2 pseudogenes are annotated in these 654 nt (G+C 71.3%); one reads left to right on the plus strand and one right to left on the minus strand.

The features are described from left to right. A pseudogene (locus ACK4TH_RS12740) lies at window positions 1–192 on the minus strand (amidohydrolase); the annotation flags it as partial. Between the two features lie 81 nt (window positions 193–273). Between ACK4TH_RS12740 and ACK4TH_RS12745 the strand changes: the two are divergent. Beyond that, window positions 274–654 (plus strand): annotated as a pseudogene (locus ACK4TH_RS12745) (molybdopterin oxidoreductase family protein); the annotation flags it as partial.

Here is a 654-nt window from a genome sequence, read left to right on the forward strand (position 1 = left end):
CCCGTGCACGAGGCCCACCACGCCGGTCGTGCCCAGCCCGCGGTGGATGGGGATGCCCCACTCCGTCAGCAGTGCCGCGACCCGGTCGGCGGTGCGCACCTCCTGAAAGCACAGCTCCGGGTGGGCGTGCAGGTCGCGGCGGACGGCCGCGATGGCCGCGGCCTGTTCGACGATGGGCTCGATCAGCTTCATGGGGGCATCCTAGCGCGATTTGCGCCGCCGTGGGTCGCTGTGGTTCGCCGTGGGTCGCTGTACGTCGCGTACCATGCGGCCATGCCAGCCATCGACCTTTCGCCCGCCATCCCAGGTACCGAATACACCGCAGAACAGACCGTTGTGGGCGCCTGTCCGCACGACTGTCCGGACACCTGCGCTTTCGTGACCACCGTGCGCGACGGCCGCGCCGTGCGGCTGCAGGGGAATCCCGACCATGCGCAAACGGGCGGCGTGCTGTGCACCAAGGTCAGCCGCTATCTGGAGCGGGTGTACCACCCGCAGCGGCTGCTGCAACCCCTGCGCCGTGTCGGGCCCAAGGGCAGCGGCCGGTTCGAACCCGTCACCTGGGAGGCCGCCCTCGACGACATCGCCGCGCGGCTGCGCGCGGTGGCCGCGCGCGATCCGCAGGCCATCTCCGCTGTCGCTGACGTGGGACCA

Source organism: Tepidimonas sp., from assembly GCF_046292505.1.
Lineage (GTDB): Bacteria > Pseudomonadota > Gammaproteobacteria > Burkholderiales > Burkholderiaceae_C > Tepidimonas.